15 protein-coding genes are annotated in these 13,528 nt (G+C 71.2%); 4 read left to right on the top strand and 11 right to left on the bottom strand.

Features of this window, described 5'->3' with window-relative positions; translation table 11 throughout:
• Nucleotides 1-22 precede the first annotated feature (22 nt).
• From JOE59_RS03605 to JOE59_RS03595, 3 genes are all read right to left on the bottom strand, one after another.
• A complete protein-coding gene (locus JOE59_RS03605; protein WP_239560089.1) occupies nt 23-1,342 on the bottom strand; it encodes an LCP family protein in 1,320 nt (439 codons plus the stop codon).
• Nucleotides 1,343-1,392: 50 nt separating this feature from the next.
• Nucleotides 1,393-1,860 carry a 5-(carboxyamino)imidazole ribonucleotide mutase gene (gene purE, locus JOE59_RS03600; RefSeq protein WP_204463239.1) on the bottom strand — a complete coding sequence of 156 codons (468 nt, stop codon included), beginning with the start codon at nt 1,858-1,860 and terminating at the stop codon, nt 1,393-1,395.
• Between the two features lie 102 nt (nt 1,861-1,962).
• Entirely contained in the window at nt 1,963-3,111 is a 1,149-nt protein-coding gene (locus JOE59_RS03595) for a 5-(carboxyamino)imidazole ribonucleotide synthase (protein ID WP_307836937.1), read from the bottom strand.
• A gap of 69 nt (nt 3,112-3,180) precedes the next feature.
• Here JOE59_RS03595 and JOE59_RS03590 point away from each other — a divergent pair, with 69 nt between their 5' ends.
• Nucleotides 3,181-3,741, top strand: coding sequence for a GtrA family protein (locus JOE59_RS03590; RefSeq protein WP_307836936.1), 561 nt, complete (start codon nt 3,181-3,183; stop codon nt 3,739-3,741).
• A 1-nt stretch (nt 3,742) separates the two neighbouring features.
• On the opposite strand, the gene JOE59_RS03585 is transcribed toward JOE59_RS03590, so the two are convergent.
• From JOE59_RS03585 to JOE59_RS03575, 3 genes are all read right to left on the bottom strand, one after another.
• Nucleotides 3,743-4,582 carry a DarT ssDNA thymidine ADP-ribosyltransferase family protein gene (locus tag JOE59_RS03585; RefSeq protein WP_204458967.1) on the bottom strand — a complete coding sequence of 280 codons (840 nt, stop codon included), beginning with the start codon at nt 4,580-4,582 and terminating at the stop codon, nt 3,743-3,745.
• Between the two features lie 97 nt (nt 4,583-4,679).
• The gene (locus JOE59_RS03580; RefSeq protein ID WP_307836935.1) at nt 4,680-5,231 is read right to left on the bottom strand and encodes a PH domain-containing protein; all 552 of its coding nucleotides are present in this window, start codon (nt 5,229-5,231) and stop codon (nt 4,680-4,682) included.
• A 19-nt stretch (nt 5,232-5,250) separates the two neighbouring features.
• Complete coding sequence (locus tag JOE59_RS03575; protein ID WP_204458965.1) at nt 5,251-6,201, bottom strand: biotin--[acetyl-CoA-carboxylase] ligase; 951 nt, start codon at nt 6,199-6,201, stop codon at nt 5,251-5,253.
• A gap of 122 nt (nt 6,202-6,323) precedes the next feature.
• Here JOE59_RS03575 and JOE59_RS03570 point away from each other — a divergent pair, with 122 nt between their 5' ends.
• Together JOE59_RS03570 and JOE59_RS03565 are read left to right on the top strand one after the other, a co-directional pair.
• Nucleotides 6,324-7,922, top strand: a complete 1,599-nt coding sequence (locus JOE59_RS03570; protein ID WP_204458964.1) for an acyl-CoA carboxylase subunit beta — start codon at nt 6,324-6,326, stop codon at nt 7,920-7,922.
• Between the two features lie 11 nt (nt 7,923-7,933).
• Nucleotides 7,934-8,161, top strand: coding sequence for an acyl-CoA carboxylase subunit epsilon (locus JOE59_RS03565; RefSeq protein WP_204458963.1), 228 nt, complete (start codon nt 7,934-7,936; stop codon nt 8,159-8,161).
• A 327-nt stretch (nt 8,162-8,488) separates the two neighbouring features.
• Here the strand turns inward: JOE59_RS03565 and JOE59_RS18660 are convergent, their stop codons facing one another.
• Genes JOE59_RS18660 through JOE59_RS03545 form a run of 5 tightly spaced genes read right to left on the bottom strand, consistent with a single transcriptional unit; the run spans nt 8,489 to nt 12,759 of the window.
• The gene (locus JOE59_RS18660) at nt 8,489-9,076 is read right to left on the bottom strand and encodes a hypothetical protein (protein WP_239560088.1); all 588 of its coding nucleotides are present in this window, start codon (nt 9,074-9,076) and stop codon (nt 8,489-8,491) included.
• A gap of 42 nt (nt 9,077-9,118) precedes the next feature.
• A complete protein-coding gene (locus tag JOE59_RS18655; protein WP_239560083.1) occupies nt 9,119-9,493 on the bottom strand; it encodes a DUF8320 family protein in 375 nt (124 codons plus the stop codon).
• The gene (locus JOE59_RS03555) at nt 9,490-10,722 is read right to left on the bottom strand and encodes a sensor histidine kinase (protein WP_204458962.1); all 1,233 of its coding nucleotides are present in this window, start codon (nt 10,720-10,722) and stop codon (nt 9,490-9,492) included. Before JOE59_RS03555 ends, JOE59_RS18655 begins: the two co-directional genes overlap by 4 nt.
• Nucleotides 10,709-11,416: a response regulator transcription factor gene (locus JOE59_RS03550; RefSeq protein WP_204458961.1), complete on the bottom strand. Its 708-nt coding sequence runs from the start codon at nt 11,414-11,416 to the stop codon at nt 10,709-10,711. The genes JOE59_RS03555 and JOE59_RS03550 overlap by 14 nt, the downstream gene beginning before the upstream one ends.
• A gap of 2 nt (nt 11,417-11,418) precedes the next feature.
• Entirely contained in the window at nt 11,419-12,759 is a 1,341-nt protein-coding gene (locus tag JOE59_RS03545) for a class I SAM-dependent RNA methyltransferase (RefSeq protein WP_204458960.1), read from the bottom strand.
• Between the two features lie 45 nt (nt 12,760-12,804).
• Here JOE59_RS03545 and JOE59_RS03540 point away from each other — a divergent pair, with 45 nt between their 5' ends.
• Nucleotides 12,805-13,455, top strand: coding sequence for a Maf family protein (locus JOE59_RS03540; RefSeq protein ID WP_204458959.1), 651 nt, complete (start codon nt 12,805-12,807; stop codon nt 13,453-13,455).
• Nucleotides 13,456-13,528: the final 73 nt, after the last annotated feature.

The following is a 13,528-nucleotide window of genomic DNA, read 5'->3' as shown; positions in this document are numbered from 1 at the left end:
CGGCATCCGCTCGGCGCCTGGTTCACTCCTCCGTCGGCGCGTCCGTCGCCGGTGGCGCCAGCGCCTCGTCGATGAGCGAGCTGATGTAGTCCCAGTCGGGATCGGTGGGGTCGACGCCGTTCGCCGGCACGAGCTCGACCGAGGTGATCGGCAGCTCCTTCGTCTTCATCGAGAGGTTCACGAAGTAGCCGAGCATCGACTGCGGGATGTCGGTCTTCACGGTGTCGGCGCCGGCGGAGGCGACCTCCTGGAACTTGGCGAGCACGTTCGTCGGCGTGAACTGGTGCAGCACCGCCTCCTGCAGCACGCGCTGACGTGCCATCCGCTCGTAGTCGCCGCCGGCGGTGCCGTAGCGTGCACGGCCGTACCAGAGCGCGTGGTAGCCGTCGAGGTGCTGGAGCCCCGGCTCGATCCAGCCGTCGACGCCCTCGTTGTTCTCGTCGCCGCCGATCGGGATGCGCACGTCGACGTCGATCTCGACCCCTCCGAGCGCATCGATGAGTTGCTGGAAGCCCTGCATGTCGATGAGGGCGTAGTACTGGATCTCGAGGCCGGTGATGCCCTCTGCGGCATCCCTGACGCCCTCGATGCCGGGCTCGCTGCCCTCGTCGACGGCGTTCGGGTACATCTCGGGACTCTTCAGCTCGACCTCGGTGTAGATCGAGTTGAGCTGGCAGACGTCGACCTCGCAGCCGTCGATCGCACCGTAGCCCTCGGGGTAGACGGCCGCGAGCGGCGAGTCCTCGGGGAACGGCACGTACTCGAGGTCGCGCGGCAGGCCGATCGTGACCGCTTGACCGGTCTCGGCATCGATCGAGACGACGGTCATGCTGTCGGGCCGCATGCCCTCGCGATCGGGGCCGGAGTCACCGCCGAGCAGCAGGATGTTGTACCGACCGTCGACGGGTGGTTCGCTCGGCCCGGTGGGGAACACCGACGCGAGGAAGCCACTCGTCGTCGTGGCGAAGTAGGCGCCGTACGCGGCGGCGCCCGAGATGAAGACCATCACGAGGGTGGTGAGGCCCGCGACCCACACCCTGGCCGACGGCGCCGTCTTGACGAGTCGAACGAGTCGAAGCGTGTCGAGGGTCAGGATCACCCAGAGCACCGCGTAGAAGGCGAGCACGAGCGCGACGATCGAGAGCGTGATCGACGTCGAGAAGACCGTGTAGAGCGTCGCAGGCCACAGCAGCCAGACGACGAGGGCGAGGATCGCCAAGGTCCACAGCACGAGCGTCGCTCCGAGGCCGAACCGGCCGAGCTTCCGGCTGCCGGCGAGCGCCTGCGGGGCGCCCGGGATCAGGAAGTTGAGCACGACGAGCCACCACGCACGGCGGGTCATGACCGTACGCGAGGCGACGTCCGGATATCGGATCGGGCTTGCGGCGAGCGTCATCGGTTCCGCTTGAGCCGTTCGTTCTTCTCTTCGACGAGTGCCGCGAGGTCGGTCGCATAGTCGGCGAGCGCCGTCGTGAGGGCGTCATCGGCCGTCGCGAGGATCTTCACCGCGATGAGGCCGGCGTTCTTGGCCCCGCCGATCGAGACGGTCGCGACGGGCACGCCGGCGGGCATCTGCACGATGGAGAGCAGCGAGTCGAGGCCGTCGAGGCGCGACAGCGGCACGGGCACGCCGACCACGGGCAACGTCGTCACCGAGGCGAGCATGCCGGGCAGGTGCGCGGCGCCGCCGGCGCCGGCGATGATGACCTTGAGGCCGCGCCCGGCCGCCTCCTTGCCGTAGGCGATCATCTTCTCGGGCGTACGGTGCGCTGAGACGACCTCGACCTCGTGCGCGACGCCGAACTCGTCGAGCAGGGCGGAAGCCTCTTGCATCACGTTCCAGTCGGAGTCGGAACCCATCACGACGCCGACGAGGGGTGCGGTGTTCGTCTCAATCACTTGATCGAGTGTAGGGCCGTGCGCTGTGAGATGACCGCAGGGCACGCGGCCGAGACCGACGCGTCAGTCCTGGAAGAACGCCGCAGTGGCCCGGGCCTCGTAGACGACGGCGTCGAGATCGTCACCCGTGGCCGTGACGTGACCGATCTTGCGACCCGGCCGCGGCGCCTTGCCGTAGTTGTGCACCTTCACGGTGGGGTGGCCGGCGAGCGCGGCCGAGTAGCGGTCGGCGAGCGAGCCTTCGACCGGCCCGCCGAGCACATTGACCATGACCGACCAGGCGTCGCGGCTGCCGGTGGCGCCGAGCGGCAGGTCGAGCACCGCACGCAGGTGCTGCTCGAACTGCCCGGTGGTCGCCCCGTCCATCGACCAGTGGCCGCTGTTGTGCGGCCGCATCGCGAGTTCATTGACGAGGATCCGCTCGTCGCTCGTCTCGAAGAGCTCGACGGCGAGCACGCCGGTGACCCCGAGGCCCTCGGCGATCGTGATCGCGACATCGGCCGCGACATCCGCCAGCCGGCCCGCCGATCCGGGCGCCGGCGCGATGACCTCGCTGCAGACCCCGCCGACCTGCACGGTCTCGACGAGCGGCCAGGCGACGACCTCGCCGGAGGGGCGCCGGGCCACGAGCTGGGCGAGTTCGCGGCGGAAGTCGACGAGCTCCTCGACGAGGAGGGCTCCGGCGCTGCCGTCTTCGGCGATCGTGGCGAACCACTCGGCGACCTCGGCGGCGCTGCGCACGACGCGCACGCCCTTGCCGTCGTAACCGCCGCGCGGCGTCTTCACGACCGCCACGCCGCCATGGTCGGCGATGAAGTCGTCGAGCTGGGAGGCCGTCTCGACACGTGCCCAGTCGGGCACCGGAAGACCGAGTTCGGAGAGGCGCTCGCGCATCACCAGCTTGTCCTGCGCGATGCGCAGTGCATCGGGGCCGGGGTGCACGGGCACGCCGGCGTCGACGAGGGCGCGCAGCACGTCTTGCGGCACGTGCTCGTGGTCGAACGTGACGACGTCGACCTCGCGCGCGAACGCGAGCACGGTCGCGACGTCGGTGTAGTCGCCGACCCGGTCGGCCGCGATCGCAGCCGACATGCCCTCGGCCTCGGCGAGCACCCGGAGATCGACTCCGAGTTCGATCGCCGCGGGGATCATCATCCGGGCGAGCTGCCCTCCACCGATCACTCCGACCCGCACGCCATGCACTCCGTTCACCGCCGCCATCGGCGCCCGCACGGGCGCCCAGTTCAGTCTAGGCCGCGCCCGAGCGCATAGGATGTGCCGGTGTCCACCCGCTTCGCGAGCGCCCTCGAACGCCTCTGGAACGGCCTGCTCGCCTACGCGGTGAAGTTCGGCGTCGTCGGCCTGATCGGCCTCGTCATCGACGTCGCGCTCTTCAACCTGCTGCGGCTCGGGGCCTTCGGCGAAGGCCACTGGGCGCAGTCGGCGATCGGGGCGAAGACGATCTCGACGAGCGTCGCCATCGTCTTCAACTGGCTGGGCAACCGCTACTGGACGTTCCGCAACCACCGCCGCCGCAACTACCTGCGCGAGTTCGCCGAGTACGCGATCGTCTCGCTCGGGGGCATGGCGATCGCGCTCGGATGTCTGTGGATCAGCCATCACTGGCTCGGATACACGACGCTCGTGGCCGACAACATCGCGACCAACGTGGTCGGTCTCGGCCTCGGAACGGCGTTCCGCTTCGTGCTCTACCGATACTGGGTCTTCGGGCACCACCGGGCCGACGGGCTCTCGAACCTGGCCCGCGTCGAAGAGGCGCAGCGCGCCATCTTCGAGGAGCCTGAGGGGGCGTCGTCGCCGACGAACGCCCCCACGACCTGACCTACTCCGCGGACTCGGCGGTCGGCTGGAACCAGGGCGGGTACACCGCGACGCGGGCACGCACGCCCGCGCCGGCGAGCTCGGCCCGCACCCGGTCGCGCACGGGCTCGTTGGCGACGGCGATGAGCGCGACGTCATCGAGGGGAAGGCACTCGCGCACGAGCAACTCGGCACCGTCGAGGCCCGCACCCTCTTCATCGCGGTGCAGACGCTGCAGCAGTCGCTGCACGTCGCCCCACTCGGTCGCGACGGCTGCGCCGGTGACGGCGGCATCCGATTCGCTGACGACGATGGTGCCGGCCACCTCGGCCTTGCCGGCCTGGGCGCTCGTGAGGGAGCTGACGAAGATCACGAAGTCGGCCGGAGCGCGCTTGACCGCATCCTCGCCGAGACGCGGGTCGGGCGTCGCGGTGCGCACCGCGTTCCAGACGTGCGCATCGGTCGTGAGCAGGAACGGCACATAGTCGGCGACGACGGCATCGGTGCCGTCGATCGCAGCACCGCGCCGGTACTCGCGCGCGTGCGGTGCGGCGAGGTCGACCACCGGAGCCGCTCCCGCGGCGTCGGCGAGCAGTGCACCGGCGTCGAGGATGGGCGGCAGGTTGTCGATGTGCGTCACGTGGTAGATGCGCATCGCCTTCAGGTCGAGGCGCGGCGCGTCCGACGCGATCGTCGGGCGCGAGGCACCGGGCACTCGCGCCGGGGGCCGGCCGCTGCGCGTCGTGGTCGACCGAGCCGATCGGGGCACCGGGGCGGGCGCGGGCTTCGCCTCGGGTTCGGGCGGGGGGAAGCAGATGGCGCAGAGGCCGTCATCGAAACCGTGTTTGCATTCGTCGGCCAAGAGAAACCCTTCATCGTGCGGCTCGCGCTCGGGCGACGCGAGACCACCTGTCCACGTTACGTCCTTTATCGACGTCCCGCTGCACGATCGCTCAGGTTCAGCGTCCGCCCCAGGCCACGGTGTCGCCGTCGAGCATCGTCTGCTCGGCGCGCCGACGCTCTGCGACGCGCGATTGCTCCTCGCCCATGAGCTCCTGCAGCGCGCCCTGCACGAGCGCGGGCTTCGGCACGTCCTTCAGCACGAACGGCTTCTCGTGGCCCGTGTCGATCTGCACGTCGCCCGATCCGAAGGCGCCCTGGCCCCAGGTTCGACGCACCGTGACGTCGCGCCCTCGACTCAGCAGCATCTCCTGCCGCACGCGCACCCAGACGCCGCTTCGGCCGATGACCCGCCGGGTCGTGATCGTCGTGCGCCGCGTGAGCCAGGCGAGGAACGGCAGGAACGAGCCGAGCAGCACGATGAGCAGCGCCCCGCCGATGACCGCGAGCACCTGCCAGGCCTCGCGGACGATGCTCGCACCGTAGGCGGCCGCCCCGGCGACCGCGATGAGCAGGATCGAGGGAAGGATCAGCACTCGGGCGTGCCGTCGCAGCCTCGCGACGACGCGCTCGGGCGGCTGCGCCGCCGGCACGACCGACTCGGGTGTCACGGCAGGCCTCATACGCCCATTAATACCGCAGGTGGGTCACGTCTCCCGCGGCGACAGACCACGGCTCGCCGTTCTCACGGTCGATCACGACGAGTCGGCCGTCGACGTCGAGCCGCTCCGCGTGCCCGAGGAGTTCCCGGTCGCCCGGCAGTTCGACGCGCACCTCACTGCCGATCGTGCCGCAGAGCTCGGCGACCCGGGCGGCCACACCACTCGCCGCGGCATCCGCCCCCGACGCCACGAATGCGCCGAACATCTCGAGGAACGTGGCGAGGTAGTCGGCGAGCACGGCGTCGGCGTCGGGCTGCGCGCCGGTGACGAGGAGCAGCGACGTGGAGGTCAGGGTGGGCAGGTCGTGTTCGTCGAGGGTGAGGTTGAGGCCGGCGCCGACGATGACCGCCCCGGAGTCCGGCAGCAGTTCGGAGAGGATGCCGCAGATCTTGTACCCCGACACGAGCACGTCGTTCGGCCACTTGAGCTCGACGTCGACCCCGCCGCTGTCGTCGGGCCCTTCGGCCTCCTCGGCACGGAGACGCCGACGGCTCGGGCGCGCGGATGCCGCGGGCGCCTCCTGCTCGGCCGGCGACGACGTCGAACCGACCGTCGCACCACCGGTGCCCGCCGTGCCCGGCGGCACGTGCAGCTCGACGGCGCGACGCACCGCCTCGGTCATCGCCGCCCCTGCGATGAGCGGGATCCAGCCGTAGGCGTCGGGCGGCAGCGGCGCACCGCCGTCGAGTTCGGGGCGCAGGAGCACCGAGATCGCGAGGGTCTTGCCCGTGGGGGCCAGCCAGACCCGGCCGAGACGGCCTCGCCCGTGCGTCTGGTTGTCGGTGACGAGCGCGGCACCGTGGCCCCACTCCGCGGCATCCGGACCGCTCGCGGCTGCACGCAGCTCGTCGTTCGTCGATCCGACCTCGTCGCGGAACTCGAACCGCAGCACCGCCGCGCGCGATCGCTCCCAATCCATGCGATCACCCTACCCAGCCGTGCGCGAGCCCACGCGCATGGCGATTGCCACCAGAGGCGCGGCTGTTTTTGTAGGAATCCGTCAAGGAAGTCGGCCAAGTGCTCAGCGGTAGAGTGAACGGCGTGACCGAAGCGACTGACGGCCCCAACCTCTCCACGACCGCCGGCAAGCTCGCCGACCTCAAGCTGCGCTACCACGAAGCCGTGACGGCGTCGGGTGAGGCGGCGATCGAGAAGCAGCATGCCAAGGGCAAGATGACAGCGCGCGAGCGCATCGCCGAGCTGCTCGACCCAGGCTCGTTCGTCGAGCTCGACGAGTTCGTGCGGCACCGCACGCACGCGTTCGGCATGGAGGGCAAGCGCCCCTACGGCGACGCCGTCGTCACGGGCACCGGCACCATCCACGGCCGCCAGGTGGCCGTGTACTCGCAGGACTTCACGATCTTCGGCGGCTCGCTCGGCGAGGTCGCAGGCGAGAAGATCATCAAGGTCATGGAGCTCGCGCTGAAGACGGGGGTGCCGATCATCGGCATCCTCGACTCGGGCGGAGCCCGCATCCAGGAGGGCGTCGTCGCCCTCGGCAAGTACGGCGAGATCTTCCGCCGCAACACCCAGGCGTCGGGCGTCATCCCGCAGATCTCGATCGTCTGCGGCCCTGCCGCCGGCGGCGCGGTGTACTCCCCCGCCCTCACCGACTTCGTGATCATGGTCGACAAGACCAGCCAGATGTTCGTCACCGGACCCGACGTCATCAAGACCGTCACGGGCGAGGACGTCGGCATGGAGGAGCTCGGCGGCGCGCTCACCCACAACACCGTCTCGGGCGTCGCCCACTACCTCGCGAGCGACGAGTCCGACGCGCTCGACTACGCGCGCACCCTCATCTCGTTCCTTCCCGACAACAACATGACGGATGCCCCGGTGTACGACGCCGAGGTCGAACTCGAGATCACCGACGAAGACCGGCGCCTGAACACCGTCATCCCCGATTCGCCGAACCAGCCCTACGACATGCACTCGGTCATCGAGGGCATCGTCGACCACGGGGACTTCCTCGAGGTGCAGCCCCTCTTCGCCCCGAACATCGTCGTGGGCTTCGCCCGCATCGAGGGTCGCTCGGTCGGCATCATCGCCAACCAGCCGAGCCAGATGGCGGGCACGCTGAACATCGCGGCCGGCGAGAAGGCCTCGCGCTTCGTGCGATTCTGCGACGCGTTCTCGATCCCGATCCTGACCCTCGTCGACGTGCCGGGTTACCTCCCGGGCACCGATCAGGAGTGGACCGGCGTCATCCGACGCGGCGCGAAGCTGCTCTACGCCTACGCCGAGGCCACCGTGCCGCTCGTCACGGTCATCACGCGCAAGGCCTACGGCGGCGCCTACATCGTCATGGGCTCCAAGCAGCTCGGCGCCGACATCAACCTCGCCTGGCCGACCGCCGAGATCGCCGTCATGGGCGGTCAGGGCGCCGTGAACATCCTCTACCGCGGTGAGATCAAGCGCGCAGAAGAGGCCGGCGAAGATGTCGCGGCCGTGCGCACGAAGCTCGCCAACGAGTACACGTACAACGTGGCCTCGCCCTTCCTCGCCGCCGAACGCGGCGAGCTCGACGGCGTGATCGAGCCCGCGGCGACCCGCGTGGCCGTCGTGAAGGCGCTCCGGGCGCTCCGCACGAAGCGCGCGAGCCTGCCGGCCAAGAAGCACGGGAACATCCCGCTGTAGGGGCGAACGACATGAGCGACGACATCGACGAACGCGCTGACGCGCTGCGCTTCGAGACCCGAGTGGTCACCCCTGAAGACGCCGCAGCGGTCACCGCCGTGCTGCTCTCTGCCCTCGACGAGCAGACGGCGGCCGAGGCATCCGTCGACCCGGGCCGCAGCGCCTGGGTCCGCAGCGGTGGCGCCATGCGCCGGCCGCTTGAGGTCGGGCCCGGCCGCTGGGCGCGCGCCGGAGCCTGACCGGATGTCCCCCGAAATCCGGTGGCCGGGCGGCGCCGCTTCGTGTCCTGCGCCCGGAACGTCTCGGATTCGGAGAATGGGGGACAGCGCTTGTCCCCCGAAATGATGACTGTGCGAATTTCGGATCGTGCACCAATATGGACAGTGCAGGCTCCACAGGAGTCGCCACCGCCACCGGTCGGGTAACCGATGGCAGTTGGGGGCGAGTCAGGGCGACATTCGGGTTGTCGCGGTGACTCGGGCTTGATGGGGGGTCGATCTCGGATCGGCCCCCCACCTTCATGTCCAGCCGGGTTCACTCCCAGCCGGGTTCACTCCCGGCCGGGTTCAGAACTCCCGAGGGATCTCCAGCCACAGCTCGACCTCGGCCTCGTCGGTGTCCGCCGCGGCGCCGACCGACTCGCGGAGCCCCACGACCGTGACCGCAACGGGCGACGCCTCAGCCGCCGTGCGCACGATGATCCGATCGGCCGACGAGCCCGCGACCGCGTCGGCGAGACGCGAGAGCACCCGATTCCGCGTCGCCTCGTCGAGGTCGTCGATTCCGCCCTCGTCGAGGAGGGTGACGGTCATGCCGCGGGCGCGGGCGCGCTGCACCTCGAACCGCACCGCATCGGTCAGCAGCATCCGGCCGCGGATCTCATCACGGATGGCCGCCTCCAGCATGCGACACTCGGCCTGCTGCGCCGCGGTGAGCGCGCCGCCGCGATCCGCGATGCGGCGCAGCATCGGCGCTGCGAGTCGATTCGTGTGCGCCAGGCGCATTCGCCCCTCGAACAGGTGGGCGTCCTGCGCGGCCTGCCATGCAGCGGCCTCCCGCTCTGCCTGCGCGTAGCGCCGCGTCTCGCGCGCGGCACTGGTCAGCGCACTGGTCAGCATGTGCGCGATGCCCACCCAGACGATGCTGCCGATCACGCCGAGCCCGCCGAGCGAGAACGGCCCCGCCCAGACGATGCTCTACACCGCGAGCGCGATGACCCCGAGCCATGCCGCCGTCAGCTGACGCCTCGCCGCGGTGATGGTCATGAGCGTGCCGACCGCGGCGACGTACCACGTGGCGTACCCGTTCTCGGCGGCGGGGTCGAGCTGGCTCGTCACCAGCAACGGCATCACGATGGAGACGGCGAGGTCGAACGCCGCGAGCCAGTCGGGCATGCGCACGCGCTTCGCGGGCCAGAGGCTCAGCGTCGTGGCCGTCGAGTAGAGCAGCAGCGCCACGACCGCGGGCCACGGCGACGCTGCCTGGCCCAGGGAGTAGATGCCGAGCACGACGTGGTAGGCCGAGAACAGGGCGCCGAGCACGAGCAGCAGCCAGCGGGGAATGGAGATCATGCGCCGCCACCCGCCCCCTGCGGCCACGCCAGGGTGACCGTCGTCCCGTGTCCGATGCGCGACTCGACGTGCGCGGCACCGCCCGCGTTGACCATTCGCTCCTCGATCGAGACGCGCAGGCCGAGGCGCTCGGCGGGCACCTGCTCGATGATGAACCCGCGGCCGCTGTCGGCAATCTCGATGACGCAGCCGCCTGCGCGCACGCCCCTGATGCGGAGCTCGCGTCTCGTGGACAGGCCCGGCTCGTCGGCGTGTTGCAGGCTGTTGACCATGGCCTGCACGGCCGCCGCGTACAGGGCCTCGACGGCCTCGACCGGCAACTCGACTCCGCCGGCGTTCACGACGCGCACCGTGAACGGCGTGGTGAACGTCGTGAGCGCGGCGCGCAGCCGCCGCACCAGCACGGGAAGCCCGACCCGGTCGAGCGCCCGGGGCCCGGTGGCGCCTGCCTCGTCGAGTCGCTGCACGGCGTCGCGGGCCATCCGCGCCGCGAGCTGCTGCTGGTCGGGCGTCGTCGCCGCCGCAGCGGAGAGCAGGGTGGTCAGCACGCTGTCGTGCACGAGCGCGTCGACCTTGACCCGCTCGATCTCGTTCGCATGCAGGCGCGCGGCCACGTCGTAGCGTTCCAGGGCCGCCTCCTGCGCGCCGTCGACCGCTCCGGCGGCCTGGCGCAGCATCGTCACGATGACGAGCACGACGACGCCCAGCACGACCGCGTACATCGCGTCGAGCACCGCGAGCAGCGGTCCGGCGTCGCCACCGGACGGCAGGAGTCGGATCACCCCGTACCCCGCCGGAACGACGAGCGTGTACACGGCCGCCCAGGCCGGCGGTACCGCGACGACCGCTGCCGTGGTCGCGACGGTGCACAGGTAGTACAGCCACGGCGCGGCACCGTCGAGGGCCCCCGGATCGTCGACGAGGAACGGCCATGCCACGAGTGCGAGCGCGTACAGCAGCGCGAAGGCGAGGCACGCGGTGCGCACCGCGACCTTCGTGACGGTCGCGACCGCGAGGCCGACGATCGCGCCGTACATCACCGCCATGAGCGCGGCACCTGCGCCGGGCATGAGCGCGCCGGCCTGCACGAGCGCCATCGGCACGGTCTGGGCTCCGAACACGAGCCCGAACAGGCCGAGCGCACGGCCCACGACGGTCTCGACCTGGGCCCGGGTCACCGTGGAGCGGCGACGCGAGAGTCGCGTCACCCGCCAGTCAACGGCGGGCATCTCCACCATCGTCGAGTCCGGGGAGGATCCCGTCTTCGACGGCACGGCGCAGCAGGTCGACCTTCGTCGGCGCAGGGCGGCCGACCTCGATGTACTTCGCCCGAACGCGGTCGAGGTACTCGCGGGCCGTCGAGTGCGCGATGCCGAGCTGGGCCGCGACGAGCTTCAGCGGGAGCCCCGACGCGTACAGGTGCAGCACGTCGTGCTCGCGGCGACCGAGCTGTGCCTTCGCGAAGTCGCGATCGGCCTCGATGGCGCTCGCCCACTCGACGTTGTTGAGCACCTCGCCCCTGGCGACCGTGGCGATCGCGCTGATCACCGCGGACATCGGCGAGGCCTTCGGGATCACGCCGGCGGCACCTGCCGCGAGCGACTCGCGCACCGCCGCGACGCGATCGGCGATGCTGTGCACGAGCACGGCGCTGCCGGTGGCGAGCACGGCCCGCACGTTCTCGGTCACCGAGGAACCGTCGCCGAGCGAGAGGTCGAGCACGACCACGTCGCACGCGCGACCGGCGAGGCCCTCGAGCAGCTCCGGCACGCTCGCGGCGTCGACCACCACGTCGTAGCCCGCGTCGCGGCACGCCGCGCGCAGGCCGAGTCGCACCGCTTCGTGGTCGTCGACGATCGCGACCGTCGCCGCTGCATCCGATGCTCGTGTCGGCGGCGCAGCCCCGACGTCCCCCTCTTCCACGTTCACACGATAGCGCGGAGGCGGGCGACTGCCTCGACGTGGTGGGTGTTCGGGAAGAGGTCGTAGGCGCGCAGCTCGTCGAGCTCGTAGCCGCGTTCGCGGAAGAGGCCGACGTCGCGGGCGAACGCGACCGGGTCGCAGGCGACGTAGACGAGCTGCCGCGGCCGCAGCTCCGCGAGCCGTTCGACGACCTCGCGCCCAGCGCCGGAGCGCGGCGGATCGAGCACGATCGTCGCGTCGCGGAGGCGCGCACGCTCGGCGGTGCTCGACTCCGCCTCGAGCTCTGCGAGGTACCGGTCGACGCGTGCGGTCACGGCGCGGGCACCGAGCCACTCCGAGAGGTTCGCGCCGGCGTGCTCGGTCGCGCGTGCGTCGGACTCGACCGTTGTGATGCGCACGGTCTCGCCGAAGCGGTCGCCGACGGCGGCGGCGAGCAGTCCGACACCGCCGTAGAGGTCGTGGTTGGCTGCGCGCGGGTCGAAGAGGTCGCCGTCGATGAGCTCCTGCACGGCCCGGGTGAGCGTCGCTGCCGCGCCGCGATGCACCTGCCAGAAGCCGTCGCGGTCGAGCTGGAAGCTGCGCTCGCCCACGCGCTCCTCGATCGTCGGCCGCACGCCGCGGGCTGGGCGTTCGCCCTCGACCATGACGATCGCGGGGTCGCCAGCGCTCGGGGCGACCAGATCGATCGCGGCGGCACCCGGGAAGCGGTCGCCGAGCGGCGCGAGAGCGGCCAGTTCGGGCACGGCGAGGGGAACGGATGCCACGGGCACGATCGAGTGGCTGCGGGCCGCGTACGGTCCGACACGGCCGTCTGGGCCGACGTGCAGGCGCATCCGCGTGCGCCAACCGGTGCCGTCGTCGCTCGAGACGCCCGGGGCGAGGGCGGGATCGACCGGGTCGACCTCGACGTCGACCTCGACGCCCGCCATGCGGGAGAGCGCCTCGCGCAGCACCTCGCCCTTCAGGCCGCGCTGCCGCGCCATGGTGATGTGGCCGAACTCGGCACCGCCGGGCCGCAGTTCGGGCGCACGGTCGACGGATGCCTCCGCCCACACGTGCTCGCGGCGGTCGGGCGATGCATCGAGCACCTCCACGGTCTCCGCGCGCCAGAACTTCTCCTTGCCCTGGTCGCTGACCCGAGCGGCGACCCGCTCCCCCGGGATCGCGTCGGCGACGAACACGACGCGTCCCTCGTGCCGGGCCACGAACACGCCGCCGTGCGCGACGCGCTCGACCTCGAGCTCGATGACGGGGCCGTCGGTGGCCGGCGGCTTCGGGGCGGGGCGGGGCGATCGCGAGGGCTTGCGCCCACCGCTTCGACGGGGGCGACGGTTCTCTGGCATGCATCGAGCATTCCACAGCGCCGAGCCGGCGGGCAGGATGGACGCATGCGCCTCTATCTCGCCTCGACCTCCCCCGCCCGGTTGCAGACCCTTCGCGCGGCCGGCATCGAGCCGATCGCGGCACCTCCCGGCGTCGACGAGGAGGCGGTGGTCGCCGCCCGCGAGTCCGAGTCCGGCCCGCTCGCCGCGAGAGAGATGGTGCAGCTGCTCGCACAGGCGAAGGCCGAGGCCCTCGTCGGGGCCGAGCCGGGCGGGGAGCCGATCGACGGGCTCATCCTCGGCGGCGACTCGGCGTTCCTCACCGGCGGGTCCATCCACGGCAAGCCGCACCTGCCCGACGTCGCGAAGCAGCGCTGGCTCGCCCAGAACGGCGGGCACGGCGAGTTGTGGTCGGGCCACTGGCTGATCGACCACCGCGGCGGCCGGGTGAACGGGGCCGTCGGGCGAGCGGATGTCGCGACCGTGCGCTTCGCGGCGCTCGACGAGGCCGAGATCGACGCCTACATCGCCACCGGCGAGCCGCTGCTCGTCGCCGGCGCCTTCACGATCGACAGTCTCGGGGGTCCCTTCATCCGCCGCGTCGAGGGCGACCCGTCGACGGTCGTCGGCCTCTCGCTCTCGACCCTCCGCGACCTCGTGCGGGAGCTCGGCGTGGCATGGCCGTCGCTCTGGAATCGCGGGCCCTCCGACGAGTGAGCCCGCACGTCGATTGTCGGTGTCCGCAAGAGACATCCGCTCTTTTTGTGGAAGGCACCCAAAGAGTCGACCG

Source organism: Agromyces cerinus, from assembly GCF_016907835.1.
In the GTDB taxonomy this organism is placed as follows: domain Bacteria; phylum Actinomycetota; class Actinomycetes; order Actinomycetales; family Microbacteriaceae; genus Agromyces; species Agromyces nitratus.
Note: the sequence above shows the minus strand (reverse complement) of the source record. Positions and strands in the feature narration are given on the sequence as shown.

Excerpts from the sequence above, each read along its gene's own strand:
- JOE59_RS03605 (WP_239560089.1), bottom strand. The coding sequence starts at position 1,342 with ATGACCCGCCGTGCGTGGTGGCTCGTCGTGCTCAACTTCCTGATCCCG.
- purE (WP_204463239.1), bottom strand. The coding sequence starts at position 1,860 with ATGGGTTCCGACTCCGACTGGAACGTGATGCAAGAGGCTTCCGCCCTG.
- JOE59_RS03575 (WP_204458965.1), bottom strand. The coding sequence starts at position 6,201 with ATGGATTGGGAGCGATCGCGCGCGGCGGTGCTGCGGTTCGAGTTCCGC.
- JOE59_RS03565 (WP_204458963.1), top strand. The coding sequence starts at position 7,934 with ATGAGCGACGACATCGACGAACGCGCTGACGCGCTGCGCTTCGAGACC.
- JOE59_RS18655 (WP_239560083.1), bottom strand. The coding sequence starts at position 9,493 with ATGATCTCCATTCCCCGCTGGCTGCTGCTCGTGCTCGGCGCCCTGTTC.
- JOE59_RS03555 (WP_204458962.1), bottom strand. The coding sequence starts at position 10,722 with ATGCCCGCCGTTGACTGGCGGGTGACGCGACTCTCGCGTCGCCGCTCC.
- JOE59_RS03545 (WP_204458960.1), bottom strand. The coding sequence starts at position 12,759 with ATGCCAGAGAACCGTCGCCCCCGTCGAAGCGGTGGGCGCAAGCCCTCG.
- JOE59_RS03540 (WP_204458959.1), top strand. The coding sequence starts at position 12,805 with ATGCGCCTCTATCTCGCCTCGACCTCCCCCGCCCGGTTGCAGACCCTT.